This is a genomic window from Acetobacter syzygii, from assembly GCF_000964225.1.
Lineage (GTDB): Bacteria > Pseudomonadota > Alphaproteobacteria > Acetobacterales > Acetobacteraceae > Acetobacter > Acetobacter syzygii.
The window spans coordinates 101,988-116,619 of sequence record NZ_BAMZ01000009.1 but is presented as its reverse complement, the minus strand read 5'-3'; the positions used below and the strand labels follow the sequence as shown (position 1 = coordinate 116,619).

Annotated in this window: 18 protein-coding genes; 8 read left to right on the top strand and 10 right to left on the bottom strand. The window is 58.7% G+C overall.

The features are described from left to right. Positions 1-25 precede the first annotated feature (25 nt). Both dapE and Absy_RS04365 read left to right on the top strand, forming a co-directional pair. A complete protein-coding gene (dapE, locus tag Absy_RS04370; protein ID WP_048853512.1) occupies positions 26-1,201 on the top strand; it encodes a succinyl-diaminopimelate desuccinylase in 1,176 nt (391 codons plus the stop codon). Beyond that, entirely contained in the window at positions 1,198-1,821 is a 624-nt protein-coding gene (locus tag Absy_RS04365) for a hypothetical protein (RefSeq protein ID WP_048853511.1), read from the top strand. Before dapE ends, Absy_RS04365 begins: the two co-directional genes overlap by 4 nt. An 84-nt stretch (positions 1,822-1,905) precedes the next feature. On the opposite strand, the gene truA is transcribed toward Absy_RS04365, so the two are convergent. From truA to def, 3 genes are read right to left on the bottom strand one after another with little or no spacing between them, the layout of a single operon-like run. Continuing rightward, positions 1,906-2,685 (bottom strand): tRNA pseudouridine(38-40) synthase TruA, encoded by a 780-nt coding sequence (truA, locus tag Absy_RS04360; protein ID WP_048853510.1) that lies wholly within the window; start codon positions 2,683-2,685, stop codon positions 1,906-1,908. Continuing rightward, positions 2,682-3,674, bottom strand: coding sequence for a methionyl-tRNA formyltransferase (gene fmt, locus Absy_RS04355; protein WP_048853509.1), 993 nt, complete (start codon positions 3,672-3,674; stop codon positions 2,682-2,684). The genes truA and fmt overlap by 4 nt, the downstream gene beginning before the upstream one ends. Before the next feature lie 18 nt (positions 3,675-3,692). Beyond that, entirely contained in the window at positions 3,693-4,253 is a 561-nt protein-coding gene (gene def / locus Absy_RS04350) for a peptide deformylase (RefSeq protein ID WP_048853508.1), read from the bottom strand. Positions 4,254-4,501: 248 nt separating this feature from the next. Between def and Absy_RS04345 the strand changes: the two genes are divergently transcribed. Both Absy_RS04345 and Absy_RS04340 read left to right on the top strand, forming a co-directional pair. Further along, positions 4,502-5,002: an Hsp20 family protein gene (locus Absy_RS04345; RefSeq protein ID WP_048853507.1), complete on the top strand. Its 501-nt coding sequence runs from the start codon at positions 4,502-4,504 to the stop codon at positions 5,000-5,002. Positions 5,003-5,023: 21 nt separating this feature from the next. After that, a complete protein-coding gene (locus Absy_RS04340) occupies positions 5,024-5,290 on the top strand; it encodes a hypothetical protein (protein WP_048853506.1) in 267 nt (88 codons plus the stop codon). Positions 5,291-5,391: 101 nt separating this feature from the next. On the opposite strand, the gene hpf is transcribed toward Absy_RS04340, so the two are convergent. After that, a complete protein-coding gene (gene hpf / locus Absy_RS04335; RefSeq protein ID WP_048853590.1) occupies positions 5,392-6,006 on the bottom strand; it encodes a ribosome hibernation-promoting factor, HPF/YfiA family in 615 nt (204 codons plus the stop codon). Between the two features lie 323 nt (positions 6,007-6,329). On the opposite strand from hpf, the gene Absy_RS04330 reads away from it, so the two are divergent. Both Absy_RS04330 and Absy_RS04325 read left to right on the top strand, forming a co-directional pair. Next, a complete protein-coding gene (locus tag Absy_RS04330; RefSeq protein WP_048853505.1) occupies positions 6,330-6,623 on the top strand; it encodes a hypothetical protein in 294 nt (97 codons plus the stop codon). 7 nt (positions 6,624-6,630) lie between these two features. Continuing rightward, the gene (locus Absy_RS04325) at positions 6,631-7,503 is read left to right on the top strand and encodes an MOSC domain-containing protein (RefSeq protein ID WP_048853504.1); all 873 of its coding nucleotides are present in this window, start codon (positions 6,631-6,633) and stop codon (positions 7,501-7,503) included. Between the two features lie 63 nt (positions 7,504-7,566). Here Absy_RS04325 and lptB read toward each other — a convergent pair whose 3' ends face one another. Genes lptB through Absy_RS04300 form a run of 5 tightly spaced genes read right to left on the bottom strand, consistent with a single transcriptional unit; the run spans position 7,567 to position 11,901 of the window. Further along, on the bottom strand, positions 7,567-8,388 hold the full coding sequence (gene lptB / locus Absy_RS04320; protein ID WP_095351214.1) for an LPS export ABC transporter ATP-binding protein: 822 nt from the start codon (positions 8,386-8,388) through the stop codon (positions 7,567-7,569). Between the two features lie 2 nt (positions 8,389-8,390). Further along, positions 8,391-9,443, bottom strand: a complete 1,053-nt coding sequence (locus Absy_RS04315) for an LptA/OstA family protein (protein ID WP_048853503.1) — start codon at positions 9,441-9,443, stop codon at positions 8,391-8,393. 3 nt (positions 9,444-9,446) lie between these two features. Further along, on the bottom strand, positions 9,447-10,184 hold the full coding sequence (gene lptC, locus Absy_RS04310) for an LPS export ABC transporter periplasmic protein LptC (RefSeq protein ID WP_048853502.1): 738 nt from the start codon (positions 10,182-10,184) through the stop codon (positions 9,447-9,449). After that, on the bottom strand, positions 10,181-11,194 hold the full coding sequence (locus Absy_RS04305) for a KpsF/GutQ family sugar-phosphate isomerase (protein WP_048853501.1): 1,014 nt from the start codon (positions 11,192-11,194) through the stop codon (positions 10,181-10,183). The genes lptC and Absy_RS04305 overlap by 4 nt, the downstream gene beginning before the upstream one ends. A 47-nt stretch (positions 11,195-11,241) precedes the next feature. Continuing rightward, entirely contained in the window at positions 11,242-11,901 is a 660-nt protein-coding gene (locus tag Absy_RS04300; RefSeq protein ID WP_048853588.1) for a ribonuclease D, read from the bottom strand. Between the two features lie 206 nt (positions 11,902-12,107). Between Absy_RS04300 and rlmB the strand changes: the two genes are divergently transcribed. Further along, positions 12,108-12,932 carry a 23S rRNA (guanosine(2251)-2'-O)-methyltransferase RlmB gene (gene rlmB, locus Absy_RS04295; protein ID WP_084596882.1) on the top strand — a complete coding sequence of 275 codons (825 nt, stop codon included), beginning with the start codon at positions 12,108-12,110 and terminating at the stop codon, positions 12,930-12,932. 50 nt (positions 12,933-12,982) lie between these two features. Here rlmB and Absy_RS04290 read toward each other — a convergent pair whose 3' ends face one another. Beyond that, the gene (locus Absy_RS04290) at positions 12,983-13,807 is read right to left on the bottom strand and encodes an SDR family NAD(P)-dependent oxidoreductase (protein WP_048853499.1); all 825 of its coding nucleotides are present in this window, start codon (positions 13,805-13,807) and stop codon (positions 12,983-12,985) included. 110 nt (positions 13,808-13,917) lie between these two features. Between Absy_RS04290 and gmk the strand changes: the two genes are divergently transcribed. Beyond that, entirely contained in the window at positions 13,918-14,568 is a 651-nt protein-coding gene (gene gmk / locus Absy_RS04285; RefSeq protein WP_048853498.1) for a guanylate kinase, read from the top strand. Positions 14,569-14,632 lie beyond the last annotated feature (64 nt).

The window sequence follows — 14,632 nt, the reverse complement described above, 5'->3', positions numbered from 1 at the left end:
AGACTGTAAAGAACGAGACTGACGTATGATAACTGGCACACCTGCCTCTCTTCCCGCTGATCTGGCGCTGACAGACCCGGTGGGTGTGGCCCGGTTGCTCATCCGCCAGCCTTCAGTTTCGCCCGATCCGGGGGAGTCCCAGCGTTTGCTGGGTGCTATGCTGGAACAGCTTGGTTTTGAAGTAACACATCTGCCTTTTGGTGATGGGCCCGCGTGTACCCCCAATTTTTTTGCCCGTCTTGGCAAAGGGGCTCCGCACATCTGCTACGCAGGGCACACGGATGTGGTGCCTGCTGGGAATGAGGCAGACTGGACACACCCGCCATACGCTGCGGATGTGGTGGACGGTGTTCTTTATGGCCGTGGTGCGTGCGACATGAAAGGTGGCATAGCGGCCTGTCTGGCCGCTATTGCCCGCCGTGTACGGGCAGGCATGGGGGAAGGGTCGATCAGCCTGCTGATTACAGGGGATGAGGAAGGCCCGGCAACCTATGGCACCCAGAAGGTGCTGGAGTGGATGGCCGCACGGGGCGAAATTCCCGATTACTGTCTGGTAGGTGAGCCTACAAACCCCCATACGTTGGGGGAAATGGTCAAGGTTGGCCGCCGTGGGAGCCTGAACGCCCATATTGTGGTTGAGGGAACGCAGGGGCATGTGGCTTACCCACACCGTGCGGATAACCCGGTTCATCGCCTGCTGGCGGTGTTGGATGCCCTGCTGGCTACACCGCTGGATCATGGGTCCGAGTATTTTGAACCCTCCAGCCTGCAGGTCACCAGTCTGGACGTAGGCAATATGGCCACCAACCTGATTCCAGCCCGGGCAGAAGCACGGCTGAACATACGGTTTAATGACCTGCATACCGGCACAGGCCTTGCTGGGTGGATACAAACACTCTGCCGCCAGTATGCACCTCGGTCACATGTTACCATCAGCATAAGTGGTGAGTCTTTTTTTGCTCCACCGGGTAAGGAAATGGCGGTGCTGCAACAGGCCATTACAAGTGTTACGGGGCTTACGCCCAAGCTGGATACGGGGGGGGGCACGTCTGATGCGCGTTTTATTGCACGTTATTGCCCCGTAGCGGAGTTTGGGCTGGTCGGGGCAAGTATTCATAAAGTGGATGAACATGCAGCCATTGCTGACATGGAAAAACTGACCCAGATTTATGAAGCCTTCTTTAAAGGGGTAGGGGTGTGATTCCAGATACAGGCAAGTTGGGCGCGGCTCGCCGCATTTTGCAGGGTATGATGCTGCTGGCGGGTGGCAAGCGGGAAGGGCTGGCTTTTTTTGAGGGCACGCCAGATGCTTTTGGCGCAGCACTTGCGCCGCAAATGGCCTGCATACTGGTGGGCGGGATTCAGATATTCCTGCTGCCAGACAAACTCATGTCGGCCACCAAGCTGCTTCTGTCTTTTTGTGTGCTGCTGCTGCCTGCTGTGGTCTCGCATTTTTATGCTCATCGCTGGGGGCGTGGTGCGCTCTGGCTGCGCTATATTACGGCTGCAACGTGGTGCGGCTGGGTTGTTGTGTTAATTTCTCTGGCCTGTGCGGTCATTGCCGCAGTGATTACGCCTGATGTCGCCCGCCAGCCCGCTTTTATTGGTGCTCTGGCATTTTGTGCGGCAGCATACGAACTGTGGCTGCAATGGTTTGTTGCCAAGGTAGGGTTAGGCATTTCCGGTGGCCGTGCAGCGCTGCTCTACCTGTCTATTCTGGTCGCGTCGATTGCCCTGTATGCTTCGGCCGCTCTTTTGCCGCCGCATTACATGGTGTTGAACGACCTGCTACAGCCTATGGTGACCATGAAGGGGAGCTGAGCCGCTTCCCGCACCAATCCATTGCTCTCCTTCTTTGGAAGAGGAGTAAGGGGTTGGGTCATTTATAGGAGCGTGATCCAGCCGTTAGGCAAAAGGGTCTGGATCATATCCCACACCTGTCAGGTATAATCCATCAGGCGGGGCTGTAGGACCTGCTGCACTGCGGTCCCGTGCTGCAAGGGCGGTGGCAACGCGGTCTGGCTCCCATGCGCCAGTTCCTACTTTTTTGAGCGTGCCGACCATATTGCGCACCTGATGGTGCAAAAATGACCGAGCCTTGGCAAATACCACAACCTCATCCCCCTCACGCGTGATGTCCAACCGGTCAAGCGTGCGAATGGGGCTGTTGGCCTGGCAGGCAACAGCGCGGAAGGATGTAAAGTCATGCTGGCCGAGCAAGAGGTTGGCAGCCTGCTGCATAATATGTTCATCCAGCGGGGATTTAACATGCCATACATGGCCTTCGGCCAGTGCAGGTCGTGTGCGCCGGTTGAGTATCCGGTAGCGGTAAGAGCGCCATGTGGCCGAAAAACGGGCACTCCAGTCTAAGCTGACTGGTGCCGCATCAAGCACAACCACTGCATGGGGTTTAAGGTGGTAGCTTAGCCCTTCCCGCACGGAATAGCTGGAAAAATGGGCATCTGCAGGAAAATCCAGATGCGCCACCTGTGCCAGCGCATGGACCCCCGAATCAGTGCGTCCAGCGGTAATGCTGGGCACGGGTCTGCCACCAGCAAGACGAAAAGCCGCGTCTTCCAGCAGAGCCTGTACGGACAGACCGGATTTTTGGCGCTGCCAGCCAACAAGACCGCGACCATCATATTCCAGTTGTACAGCCCAACGCTGGATGGCGGGTTCGGTCATGGAGTGTTGCTGGGGGTGCTGGTGCCCAGGCAGGTTCCCGCGCGCAGGGGTTGCCCACGCAAAAAGGCGTCGGCATCCATCATGCCGCGTCCGGGGCGCTGCAGGCGGGTGAGCCGCAGGAACCCGCTCCCACAGGCAACGGTAAGATGATCGTCAATAATTGTGCCTGCCGGTGCAGTATGGGAGGCTGATGCAGGAACACCACCACCAACCTTGATGACAGTACCGTCTGCCAGAGTAGTAAAGGTGCCGGGCCAAGGGGTTAGGGCACGGATCTGGCGGTCTATGGCTGTAGCGCTCTGTGTCCAGTCAATACGACCATCTTCCCGCATGAGGCGGGAGGCGTAAGTCACGCCCTGTTCCGGCTGTATCTGGCGCGCCGGACGATGGGCAGCAAGGCGGTCCCGTGTTTCTGCCGGGGTTGGGTGTGTGGCCGGGAAGTCCTGCAATACACGCAGGACCATGCTGCCCCCCAGAGCGCTCAGGGCATCATGCAGGGTTGTTGCGGTTGTCTGCTCCGTAATGGAAACGGCCTCGCGCAGGAGCATGGGGCCTGTGTCCAGCCCGGCTTCCATCTGCATGATGGTTACGCCACTTTCCGTATCCCCTGCCAGAATGGCACTTTGTATGGGGGAAGCGCCCCGCCAGCGCGGGAGCAGGCTGGCATGGATGTTCAGGCAGCCCAGTCTGGGGGCATCCAGCATAATCTGGGGGAGGATCAGCCCATATGCGGCAACAATGGCGGCATCGGCTTTAAGTGCGGCAAAAGCTGCCCATTCATCCGGGTTATTGCGCAGGGATAATGGATGACGCACAGGCAGGCCCAGTTCTTGTGCGGCCTGCTGCACAGGAGATGCACGCAATGCCTTGCCCCGTCCGGCGGGGCGAGGCGGCTGGGAGTAAACGGCAGCAATGTCATGCCCGGCGGCGTGGAGGGCCTTTAGGGCGGGAACGGCAAAATCTGGCGTACCCATAAAAACAAGACGCATCGGGCGGTTATTTTTCACTTAGTTGCGTTTCAGATCCTTGGCCAGGCGACGCAGGATCATGTTGCGGCGCAGGGCGGACAGATGGTCCACAAACAGAACACCATCCAGATGGTCAAGCTCATGCTGCACGCAGGTTGCCAGCAGACCGCTTACGTCACGCTCCTGCTGCTCACCGCGCAGGTTCTGCCAGCGAACACGCACTTTTTCGGGGCGAACAACTTCGGCGTACTGTTGGGGAAGGGACAGACAGCCTTCTTCCCGCGCAGCCATCTCTTCCGTTTCAGCCAGAATTTCGGGGTTGATCAGCACCATGGGGTCGCGTGATTCCTTTTCCCCCAGATCGATCAGGACAAAACGCAGACTCAGGCCAACCTGTGGGGCTGCCAGCCCAATGCCGGGAGCCTGATACATGGCGGCAAACATGCCGGGTAGAATCCGCTGGATTTCTGCCACGTCTTCAGGTTTGACCAGTCTTGCTTTCTGGCGCAGCACCGGGTGCGGTGGCGTCAGGATGGTAAGAGGGGCGGCATTGTCCGAGGCAGCGGAAAATGCGGCGTCTGTCAGGGCTGCGTTTGTCATACAGCCCGATTTAGCGTCCCGTTGTGGCGGATGCTAGAAGAAAACCGCATTAAAAGTTTTTGGGGGGCAAAAAATCTGTCACTTTGCCGCCACAACATGGCGCACAAACCACAGTGCGGGTGTATCTGACCAGATAGAAGCGGGACACAGGGTTGCGTGCGCCTGCTTCTATCCCATATCGTGAAGAGACCGGATGCCGTGGCGGGTTCGGTTGATACGTCTCGCTCAGAAGGGAGGAGGCTTGTACAATGTCAGGCAGGCTTTTTGGCTCGCCCATGTTTTTGGGTTTTGATCATCTGGAACAGATGTTGGAACGTGCCAGCAAGGGTTCGGGTGATGGATACCCACCTTACAACATTGAGCAGATTGCCCCTAATGGCCTGCGCATTACCCTTGCCGTTGCCGGTTTTCGTATGGAGGACCTCCAGATCACGCAGGAAGACAACCAGCTTGTCATTCGTGGTCGTCAGGCGGAGGAAGGGGAGGAACGTGTGTACCTGCACCGGGGCATTGCCTCCCGCCAGTTCCAGAAAGCGTTTGTGCTGGCCGAGGGCATAGAAATTGGTGGTGCGTGGCTGGATAATGGTCTGTTGCACATAGACCTTTTTCGCCCACAGCCAGAGGTCAGGATCAAGCAGATCGAGATTATGCAAGGTGGACAAAAGGCGCAGGGGGCCTCCGGTACGGGGGTTAAACCACGGCCTGCACCGCGTATGCTGCATCCAGTCATGGATGTAGACGGTCGATAAAAAACCGGAAAGGAAGACGCAATGAAAAGCAGCATACAGGGTGGTTATATGCCAGCTGGTTTGCCGCAGGCCGAACGGGTGGCGGATGTGCGGCAGCTTTCCGATATGCAGTTTCGCTCCCTTGGGTTGAGCAAGGTTGCCTATACCCGGCCTGCCATGATGGAAGATGGAGAGGAAGGCTGTGCCATTTACGCAGCAGACGGCTCCTTGCTTGCCGTGGTGGATGATATGGAAACCGCGTGGGGCGCCATTGTGCAGAACGACATGGTGCCAGCATCCCTCCAGTAAACGGAGGGTGCCCATACATTAAAAAAAAGGACCGGTTATGCCGGTCCTTTTTTGTTGGGGGGGGATGGATGCCATGCCCCCCGGTTGGCTGGATTGGCTGTTCAGGCAGAGGTGGCTTCCAGCGGTGCTGTATCCACCCAGCCAATATTGCCGTCATTGCGCCGGTAAACCAGACTGATCTGTCGGCTGGCGGTATTGCGGAAGAGCAGAAAGCTCTGGCCTGCAAGGTCCAGCCGCATCACGGCCTCCCCTACGGACAGGAGCGGAATATCCGTTGGCTGTTCGGCAATAATGGTTGCAAAGGTCTCTTCCTCCTCCGTGTGGCCCGTTGTGGCGGAGGCTGTTTCCAGCACCTGTTCTTCCACGGGCTGCAACACGTAGGAGCGGACGCGCTCCGGTAGTTCCTGTCGTGTGGTCGCGCGTGAATGGGAGGTAACGCGCTTGTGGTAGCGGCGCAGACGCTTGGCAATATGTTCGGCTGCATCATCAAAAGCGGCATTGGCATCCGCTGCTTCGCCTTCCCCGCGCAGGATCAGGCCACGACCGGCTTTTACGTTGATGTCGCAGGTAAAAAAGGAGCGGGCCTTACCAAAGGTTACCTGTGCCTGTAGCCCTGTATCAAAATATCGTTCCGCAAGATTGCCCAGATGGGTGTTGACCCGATGTTTCAAGGCATCGGAAAGATCAATCTGTTTACCGGAAACCTGAATATGCATAGGACATCGTTCCTTGCGACTGGCAGGCTGTTCCACCACACCCGAAAAGCATGTGTTCACAGTGCTTGTCCGGTGCAACGGATAGGCCTTGATCTGCATTGCAGGCAGGGTTCTGCAACGCTTCGTTTGGTATTTGGGCATGGGCAGGGTGTTCGTGTCCATGCCTTTGTTACAGATATAATGCAGAGCTTTGCCCGGTGGTTGCATGGCAGCCTGATCCGGAGAAAATATAAAGCTGCATGGCAGGCTTGCCGCCAGACGCCCCCTATGCCTACACAGGGAGTTGCTGGCCTTACATGTTATGATCTGGATATTTGCCAACCATGCTTTTACGTTCTGCCCCCCCCAAGCATATGCCCAAAATGCCGCGCGGCTGGGGCTGGCAGATTAAACTGGGCTGCCTTGTGGTTCTGGGTGGGCTGTATGGCGGTTTTATGTGGCACATAACCCACCAGAAGGTCCGCCCGGTTATGGAGCGGATTGATATTCCGGTTATGGTGCTGGCACCACCCAAACCACCGGCTCCGCCTACGCCGCCTATTGCCATGCAGCCCCCACCACCGGTGACGGTTGCAGACCCGCCAAGCTTGCCAGGCTATAGCCGGCACAGGCCATAGCACAGCCATGTCGGTGGATATGGGGTTGCAGGGGCCGCACGTTACCAGCTTGCATATTTATCCGGTCAAAGGGTTGCATGGGCTTGCGCCTGCTTCTGCCATGCTCAGCCCTTGGGGGATGGAGGGGGACCGCCGCTGGATGGTGGTTACGCCGGACAATCGGTTTTTAACCCAGCGTACCTGCCGCGATATGGCATTGGTGGCCCCGATTCCCACAGCGGGAGGGCTTGTGCTGACCCGCGCAGGTGTGCAGCCTTGTCCGGTGCGTTGCCCGGATCAGACGGCGCTGCTGTTGACGGTAACGGTCTGGAAAGATCAGGTGCAGGTGCGCGATGCGGGAGAAGAGGCGGCAAGCTGGTTGACCAGAGTGTTGGGGCGGCCTTGCCGGCTGGTGTGGATGCACCGCCCGGAGCTTGCGCGCATCCGAATGCTGGGCGAGGCGGAACATCCTGTTTCCTTTGCTGATGGGTATCCGCTCCTGCTTGCCAATACCGCCTCATTGGAGGCGTTGAATGACCGCCTTCCCGCAGGGCAGGCCATACCTATGAGCCGCTTTCGCGCCAATATTGTAATCAGCAGCAATCAGGCCTGGGCGGAGGATGGCTGGCGGCGGTTGTGCATCGGTGGGAATGTGGTTGTGCGTGTTGTGGCGCCGTGTTCCCGGTGTGTTGTTACATCCATTGACCAGAACACGGCGCAGGTGCCTAACCCGAAGGAACCATTGGCTACGCTGGCCAGCTTCAGGCGCACCAGTGGCGGGGTTATGTTTGCACAAAACGCGGTAGTGGAAAAAAGCGGGCTGATTAGCGTAGGGGACAGGGTTGAGGTGCTGGAGGAAGGCCCTTCCAATCTGCTGGATAACCAGAACCAAACAGCCTGAAAAAAACCAGAAGCCCGCTACAGTTTCCTGCCTGCGGGCCTCTGGTTTTGCATCTGTGCAGCGTTAGAGCGAGAAGCTTTCGCCCAGATAAACACGGCGCACATCCTCATGCGCCACAATTTCCTCTGGTACGCCCTGCATCAGAACCTGACCACTGTGCATAATGTAGGCACGGTCAATAACTTCCAGTGTCTCACGCACGTTATGGTCGGTAATGAGCACTCCGATCCCACGGTCCTTGAGGTGGGAAACCAGATCGCGGATTTCGCCCACGGCAATGGGGTCAATCCCGGCCAGTGGTTCGTCCAGCAGAATGTAGTGTGGCTGGCTGGCCAGTGCGCGGGCAATTTCCAGCCGTCGGCGTTCCCCACCGGAGAGTGCGAGGGATGGCGAATGGCGCAGGCGTGCAATGCCAAATTCGTTAAGCAGCCCATCCAGCATGACCTGCCGCTGGTCAATGTCGGGTTCGACCACCTCTAGTGCTGCCATAATGTTCTGTTCAACATTCAGCCCCCGGAAAATGCTGGCTTCCTGTGGCAGATAGCCAATGCCAAGGCGTGCACGGCGGTACATGGGCAGTTGGGTAATATTGGCGCCATCAAGCGTAATGGTGCCTGTATCGGGCTGGACCAGCCCTACAATCATATAAAAACTGGTGGTTTTGCCCGCGCCGTTAGGGCCAAGCAGGCCCACGGCCTCGCCCCGATGCACTTCAATCGAGACATTTTTAACCACTTCGCGCTTTTTATAACTTTTACCAATGTTATGCGCGACCAGACCATGCCCCGGTTGGTGAGGAGCGTTCAGGTCCATGGGCTCTGGCTCCAGACCAATCACTTCTTCCCGCACGGTTTCTTCGGACGTCCAGCTGACTTCCCGGTTCATTGTTATTTCCTGTCCGATGTATCGCCATTGTTGGGTACGACCAGCCCGCTTACGCGGCTGCCGGGGCGTTCCGTCATGGTGGCAATACCTGTGTGCATGTTGATAATGGCCGCAGCCCCCTGAATCTGGTTTGGCCCGCGGGTGATATGCACATTGCCAATAATCCGCGCAATGCCCGTGTCCGGTACATATACGCCCCGTTCGCCCGTAACAATTTCTGTCTGGGTACGGACCCATACATGGCCAAACGCATTGACTTTTTCCAGCTTGCCGGAGCCGGAACTCAGGGGATCGCCCGATGTGTTGGCGGGTTTTGCCTGTGGGTCGGTTCCGGCTGGCGGTGGCTCGCTGGGGGCGCTGTAGCCAACCAGCACATCAGCACGAATCTGCCTGTGGTCATTGGTTGTAACCGTTGCATCACCCCGCCCGATGGAAATGCGGTCCTGCGAGTAATATTCCATCGAATCGCGTGCGGTCAGCACGTCTTGCGGTGTTGTCAGCTTCAGGGCCTTGCCGGTCATGACCAGTACAGCCTTGTCCATGTCATACACGGCCTTGTCACCCCAGGCCTGATCGGTCTCGGTAAAGATGTGGACGTGACCTATGGCTTCCAGCCGGTAAATTTCATTCGCACCGGAATCCTGATCATCCCCGGTCTTGGCCGGGGCAGGGGGGGGCGGTGCGGGCGGTGGTGTGGCCGGGGCCGTTGGTGCATTGTCCTTGCCCGGAGTGGTCGCCGCCGCACCCGCTGGTGCTGCCGGAGCATCTACGGGCGTTTTTTTGCGGTAATAGGCAATCAGCTTATCGGCCGTGACCGTAACATTGTTCCGTACGGCTTTGGCCTGATCATAGGCCGTGACCTTTTTCTGGTTCTGGTCCCAGTCAAACCCACCAAGCGCTGTTACGGTAATCTGCCCCCCGTGGGAGAGGTCTATGGCCTGTGCGTGCGCACCCCCGTGGAAGAGCAGAATGCCAGCAGGCAGACCAGCCAGCAGGCAAGCGCGCCGTGCAAAAGAACGCAGGACGGACGATAGGGGCAGTGCTCGTGTTATCATACTTCAGGATGCCTTTTTGCCAGTTGTGGCATCATTCTGGCGGTCATCATTCAGGATCAGTCGGCCCGGGCCACGGAATTGGGCAATGCCTTCATGCTGGCTCAGCAGGAACCCCTGCGCGTCCAGCACACCAAATGGCCCTTCAGCCCGCACCCATGAGTCGGATGCAATAATGCTGCGTTTTACGTCAACATCCGCAATAGGTGTGTGCATCATCAGCCCATCGTCTCGGTACAGGGTGACTTCTCCGGTCAGGTCAAGAATCTGTGCGTGCTGCATGTAAACGCCTTTTTCCGATCGGACCATAAGCCAGTCTCCACCCTGGGTCAGAATATCGGCCACGGGGTCAGTCAGGTCCAGCCTGCTGTCCGTTGCCTGATGGACGACATCGGCCGTGATCATGAACGGACGGTCGTGTTCATCCACTCCACGGTATGTGGCTCCGATCAGATTGCCGCTTTCTATCTTGACCTTGCTCAACTCACGAATGGTGGTTTGGTTAGCACTTACCAGACGTTCAACCTCCGGCCATATGGCTATGGCGGATAAAAGCAGCAGAGCTGTGGCAGGCAGCACCCACTTGGCCCAGCGGAGCACCATACGGCGGCGCGCAAGTTTGACCGGGTCCGGTGGAGTACGTTTGATGGATGCGCCAGCAATGTGTTCGCGCCGCTGTCTGTTATCTGCCGCGGAACGGGCGTAGTCGTCGCGTTGTGGGCGTTTGTCGGGTGTGTTGGTCATCCAACACCTGCGCGGATCAGGTCGTGCAGATGTACAACCCCAATGGGCTGGCGGTCGGCATTAAGAACAAAAAGGGAGGTAACGGGCCGCTTGCGTGCATTCATGACCTGCAACGCCTCGGAAGCAAGGGCATCCGGGTTTATGGTAAGCGGCCTTGGGTTCATTATGTTCTGTGCCAGTGTGGTTGTTAGGTCGTGGTCCAGCGCGCGGCGCAGGTCACCATCCGTGATCAGCCCTGCCAGTTCCCCATTCTGCCCCACAATGCCAACGCAGCCTAGCGCCTTGTGCGTCATTTCCATAATGACATCGCGCATGGGCGTGCCGGGGGCGGTCAGGGGCATGGCGTTACCAGTGTGCATGACATCGCGCACTGTTAGCAGGCGTGCGCCAAGCCTGCCACCGGGGTGGAAAACCCCGAATTGCGTTGCCGTAAAACCCCTGTAGCGCAGCAGGGCCACAGCCAGAGCATCGCCAAACGCCAGCTGCATGAGAGTACTGGTCGTGGGGGCCAGCCCCATGGGGCAGGCTTCGGGCATGGCAGGCAGGGTCAAGGCCAGGGTGGCCGTGGTTGCCAGGGTGGACGTTGCTTTGCTGGTTACGGCCAGCAGGGGTTGGCCGGTGCGCAGGGCATGGGCGGCAATGTCGCCCAGTTCCGTGGTCTCACCCGAGTTGGAAAAAGCCAGAATGGCATCATCGGGTTGCACCATGCCCAAGTCCCCGTGAGAGGCTTCAGCCGGGTGAACGTACAGGGACGGTGTGCCAGTAGAGGCCAGAGTGGCCTGTATTTTGCGTGCAACATGCCCCGATTTGCCAATGCCGGTTACAACAACCCGGCCCTGAATACCCAATAGAATTTCTACCGCCCGGCTGAAGGTGCCTCCCAGTCCGTTGGGGTCTTCAAAGGCATGAGCCAGCGCATCCAGCCCGGCCTGTTCCATGCGCACGGTCGTTGCGGCATCCATGCCCGCTGTGGTGGGTGCCGTTACACTGGAGGGGAGGGGTGTTGTCATGCGTCAGGTGGGTCCGATAGCCAGAAGGAGCAGCAGGGTACGTTTGCTCAGGCGCGATGGGAGAAAATGTCCGGGTCCTCATAACCCAGCATGTCCAGCCGTGCCCGTGTTGGCAAAAAGTCGTAGCACGCTTGGGCAATATCGCGCCTGTTTTCGCGGTCCAGAAGGGTGGAAAGCTTATGCCACAGGTCATGCAGGTAAAGCACGTCCGATGCGGCATAGGCCAGCTGTTCGGGCTTGAGCTCACGTGCACCCCAGTCCGAGCTTTGCTGCTGTTTGCTCAGGTCAACGCCCAGCAGGTCCCGGCAGAGGGCCGCCAGTCCGTGGCGGTCTGTAAAGGTACGGACAAGGCGGGCCGCAATTTTGGTGCAGACAACAGGGCTGACCGTAATACCCAGAGCATGTTGCAGAATACGGACATCAAAGCGCGCATAATGCATGATTTTGGTTATGCTCGGGTCCGCCAGAACGCGTTTGAGGTTGGGGCAGTCATAGCCCTGACCACCAAGGGATGAGGGGATAAGCTGCACCAGATGGGCCGTACCATCCCCGCTGGAAATCTGGACAAGGCACAGCCTGTCCCTATGGGGGTTGAGGCCCATGGTTTCCGTGTCCACGGCAATGGAGCCTGTAAAGCGCATGTGGTCGGGCAGGTCATTTTTGTGCAGGGTAATGGCGCCAGCACATGGGCCCTGAGCTGCGGACATAAGGCGCTCCTGTTCTGCTGTTGCGTCTAGGCTGCTTTGCATCAGACGGATTACCGCCGTGGGGGGGGAATGTCCATTCCCGTGCGTGTTCATGGTTCTGATCTTTACTCACCAAAGCGCATCATACCGTGTTGTGGGGATAGGCGGAGACCCCGCTCATGCGCTAGGGGAGAGGCAGAGTGACCCAAATCCGGAACCGTTTGTCCATGCAGAACCCCCGCAAAGTTGCCCGCCCCGCCCGCAGATCCCGCTCCTCCGGCCATGGTGGTGGGCGCGAAGGCGGGCCTTCCGCACCCGTGGGTAAATGCTGGCTGTTTGGCACACATGCCGTGGCTGCGGCCTTGGCAAATCCACGCAGGGTGTACGAACGCTTACTGGTGACCGAGGCCGAACATCCCGCACTGGAAGAAGCAGCCCGTTCTGGTGGGCGCGGCTTGCGGGTAGCCCCCGAACTGGTGCAGCGCGCCCGGCTGGATGACCTGCTGGGGCCGGAGGCAGTGCACCAGGGTGTAGCCATGCTGGCGCATATTCTGCCCTCGCTCTCGCTGGAGGAGGCGCTCGAACGCCCCGGGCCGGTGCTGGTGCTGGATCAGGTTACAGACCCACGCAATGTGGGGGCTATTTTGCGGTCGGCAGCAGCCTTTGGTGCCGCTTGCATTGTGGTGCAGGACCGCAATGCCCCAGAAGAGACAGCCGTTCTGGCCAAGGCCGCATCCGGTGCGCTGGAAACAGTGCCGTTTGTGCGTGAGGTTAATCTGTCCCGCGCTATAGAAATGCTCCAAAAAGCAGGGTGCTGGACCGTAGGGCTGGATGCTGGCGGATCAATCCTTAATGGTGCCGGGTTTGACGGACGGCGTGTGGCGCTGGTTCTGGGCGCGGAAGGCCGCGGCCTGCGCCGCCTGACGCGTGAGAGCTGTGATGAAATTGCCGGTCTGTACATGCCCGGTGATATGGAAAGCCTGAATGTATCCGTGGCGGCAGCCGTTGGGTTGTACGAACTGGTGCGCCGGGGAATGCCTGGCGCAAAATAACCGGATGGCAGGGCGCGCGAGGTTCTGCCCGTAGCCTTGATTTAATGGCTTCAGCCCAGATCCGGCTCCGGCTCCGGCATACTGCCCGGTGCTCCGGCTGGCTGGTTGTTGTAATAGGCTTCGGCTAGTTTGATGGGCAGTAAATCCATCAAACGGGAGCCTGCTGCAAGCCAGAGCGGAAAGGTAATACGCCGCTCATTGCGTGCCAGTCCGCGTAAAATCCGACGGCAGGCACTGTTAACATCCGTAAGACCGGGCATGGGGAAGGTGTTGCGCGCCACCATGGGTGTGTCCAGAAAACCGCAAACAACCGAACTGAGCAGAATACCGGCTTTTTTGGTGTTCCCCCCCGTTGCAACCATAAAGCGGTCCACAGCCGCCTTGGCGGCACTGTAAGATGGGGTGCCGGGAAAAGAAACAAGGCCAGCAACGGAGGAAATGGCACAGATTCGCCCGCGCAGGCCATCGGTCGCCCGGGGCTGGCCCTGCATAAGCTCAAGTGCGGGAAGAACGGTGTTGAGCACACCGTACAGGTCTGTTTCAAAAATTCTGCGGATTTGGGCCGGGGATTCGGTTGCCGGAGTATCTGCCCCTTGGGGTTTGCGGGTGCCGCCGGTAATGCCCGCGCAGGCCAGAACCATATCCAGCCCCCTTGTGCCCTGCACCCAGTCTGCCATGGCATGGCGGTCGGTAACATCGCACAGGTTCAGGTGCACGGCAGCGCCACGGCTGATGCAGTCGCGGGCAGTTTTGTTCAACCGCTCCGGGTTGCGTCCTCCCAGCCATAGGGTGCGGCCCGGGCGGGCCAGCGTTAGGGATAAAGCCTGCCCCAACCCGGAGGAAGCGCCGGTTATCAGAATTCTATCGTGCTTCATGGTGGATCAGCCTTTCCTTGTGGCACAGTGTGCGGTGGCGCAGCATGGCGGCTTCTGGCATGTAGGGGGCACGTCCGTAAGTTTGAACAGGCAGGGTGTTAAAAAGCAACATGGCGCACAATGGAACGGCTCATCCGGGTCATGCAACGCGGCGGGGTGTATGCCTTGTTATTTCCGCCCCATCGGGGGCTGGCAAATCAACTATTGCCAATGCGCTCCGTGCCTCGGACCCTAAACTCAAGCATTCGGTCTCGGTGACGACCCGCCAGCCCCGTCCGGGGGAAAAGGAAGGCGTGCATTACTACTTCCGCACCATGGAGCAGTTTGAAGCCATGGCGCAGGCTGGTGAACTGTTGGAGTGGGCCACTGTGTTCGGTCGTGGTTACGGCACGCCGCGTGCTCCAGTGGAGCAGGCCCTCGCTGAAGGGCATGATATGGTGTTTGATATAGACTGGCAGGGTCACCGCCAGATCCGGCAGGCATTGCCGGATGATGTGGTCAGCCTGTTTGTACTGCCGCCCTCTCTGGCGGAGCTTGAACGCAGGTTGACGGGCCGTGGCTCTGACCATCCGGAGGAAATAGCGCGCCGTATGGCTGCTGCGCGTGATGAAATTTCGCACTGGCAGGAGTTTGACTCCGTGATTGTGAACACAGAGCTTGACCGTGCCATTGCTGAGGCCCGTTCCGTCCTTGTGGCAGGGCGTCTGTTAACGCGCAGGCAAACAGGCCTTGCCGATTTTGTAGCAACATTTGGTGCCTGAACCACAGGGGGTGCCCCATATTCGGGTGCTCTGCACCAATCCGTATCCGTGACAGGCCATTGAT

What these genes read in the sequence shown, in the direction of transcription:
- dapE (WP_048853512.1), top strand. Translation starts at nt 26, where the DNA reads ATGATAACTGGCACACCTGCCTCTCTTCCCGCTGATCTGGCGCTGACA.
- truA (WP_048853510.1), bottom strand. Translation starts at nt 2,685, where the DNA reads ATGACCGAACCCGCCATCCAGCGTTGGGCTGTACAACTGGAATATGAT.
- fmt (WP_048853509.1), bottom strand. Translation starts at nt 3,674, where the DNA reads ATGCGTCTTGTTTTTATGGGTACGCCAGATTTTGCCGTTCCCGCCCTA.
- def (WP_048853508.1), bottom strand. Translation starts at nt 4,253, where the DNA reads ATGACAAACGCAGCCCTGACAGACGCCGCATTTTCCGCTGCCTCGGAC.
- Absy_RS04345 (WP_048853507.1), top strand. Translation starts at nt 4,502, where the DNA reads ATGTCAGGCAGGCTTTTTGGCTCGCCCATGTTTTTGGGTTTTGATCAT.
- Absy_RS04340 (WP_048853506.1), top strand. Translation starts at nt 5,024, where the DNA reads ATGAAAAGCAGCATACAGGGTGGTTATATGCCAGCTGGTTTGCCGCAG.
- hpf (WP_048853590.1), bottom strand. Translation starts at nt 6,006, where the DNA reads ATGCATATTCAGGTTTCCGGTAAACAGATTGATCTTTCCGATGCCTTG.
- Absy_RS04330 (WP_048853505.1), top strand. Translation starts at nt 6,330, where the DNA reads ATGCTTTTACGTTCTGCCCCCCCCAAGCATATGCCCAAAATGCCGCGC.
- Absy_RS04325 (WP_048853504.1), top strand. Translation starts at nt 6,631, where the DNA reads ATGTCGGTGGATATGGGGTTGCAGGGGCCGCACGTTACCAGCTTGCAT.
- lptB (WP_095351214.1), bottom strand. Translation starts at nt 8,388, where the DNA reads ATGAACCGGGAAGTCAGCTGGACGTCCGAAGAAACCGTGCGGGAAGAA.
- Absy_RS04315 (WP_048853503.1), bottom strand. Translation starts at nt 9,443, where the DNA reads ATGATAACACGAGCACTGCCCCTATCGTCCGTCCTGCGTTCTTTTGCA.
- lptC (WP_048853502.1), bottom strand. Translation starts at nt 10,184, where the DNA reads ATGACCAACACACCCGACAAACGCCCACAACGCGACGACTACGCCCGT.
- Absy_RS04305 (WP_048853501.1), bottom strand. Translation starts at nt 11,194, where the DNA reads ATGACAACACCCCTCCCCTCCAGTGTAACGGCACCCACCACAGCGGGC.
- Absy_RS04300 (WP_048853588.1), bottom strand. Translation starts at nt 11,901, where the DNA reads ATGTCCGCAGCTCAGGGCCCATGTGCTGGCGCCATTACCCTGCACAAA.
- rlmB (WP_084596882.1), top strand. Translation starts at nt 12,108, where the DNA reads ATGCAGAACCCCCGCAAAGTTGCCCGCCCCGCCCGCAGATCCCGCTCC.
- Absy_RS04290 (WP_048853499.1), bottom strand. Translation starts at nt 13,807, where the DNA reads ATGAAGCACGATAGAATTCTGATAACCGGCGCTTCCTCCGGGTTGGGG.
- gmk (WP_048853498.1), top strand. Translation starts at nt 13,918, where the DNA reads ATGGCGCACAATGGAACGGCTCATCCGGGTCATGCAACGCGGCGGGGT.